Genomic DNA, 594 nt, shown 5'->3' with positions numbered 1-594 from the left:
AATATTCTCCCGCATCAATCAGAAACTATTGCCGCATATTTACCCTGCGACCACGATAATGGCGGGCTATTGCGAATAACGGCATTTAACGCATTAAACGCCTGCTGTAATTCATATGGCAATTCACCATCCGGTGGCAGATCGTCATGAAAATGATCCTCGCCATCTATTTCAAGTGGGTAATTGGGTTCGCAGATAACCAACTGTAATTCTGATGGTTTAATCTGATGCTCATCGCAATAGTCGTCGAGGTCATCCTCATCCATGAAATACTGATCAGTATCAAAAATGACTAGCGGGGTTTTTCTATCCCATTGCTGACGTTCCATTGCGTTAAATCGGTTTTGGCGTTTTGCTGTATGACAAAGTTCACAATAATCACGTTTTGCTATAATTGGGTGGTCAGGGTTATTTTCACACTGACGATGAGTGGCCCCACAGTAACGGGCCATCCGCTCATCATCACCCCAAAATTGACCATCGCGAGAGACCCAGCCAGTGACAGTTTTAATACTGGCAGCCTCTGGTGAGTCGTACATAATTACAGTTTTAGACATACAATTTCTCCCGCCACTGAGGTAGCGTTAGTTAATG

General features: G+C 44.1%; 1 protein-coding gene. It reads right to left on the bottom strand.

All coding sequences use genetic code 11. From position 1 onward, the window contains the following. Positions 1 to 14: 14 nt before the first annotated feature. Positions 15 to 557, bottom strand: a complete 543-nt coding sequence (locus PSI22_RS21340) for a hypothetical protein (RefSeq protein ID WP_273581472.1) — start codon at positions 555 to 557, stop codon at positions 15 to 17. Positions 558 to 594: the final 37 nt, after the last annotated feature.

The sequence above is a fragment of the Xenorhabdus aichiensis genome (assembly GCF_028598775.1).
Classification (GTDB): domain Bacteria; phylum Pseudomonadota; class Gammaproteobacteria; order Enterobacterales; family Enterobacteriaceae; genus Xenorhabdus; species Xenorhabdus bovienii.
This window is presented reverse-complemented; position numbering and strand designations above follow the sequence as displayed.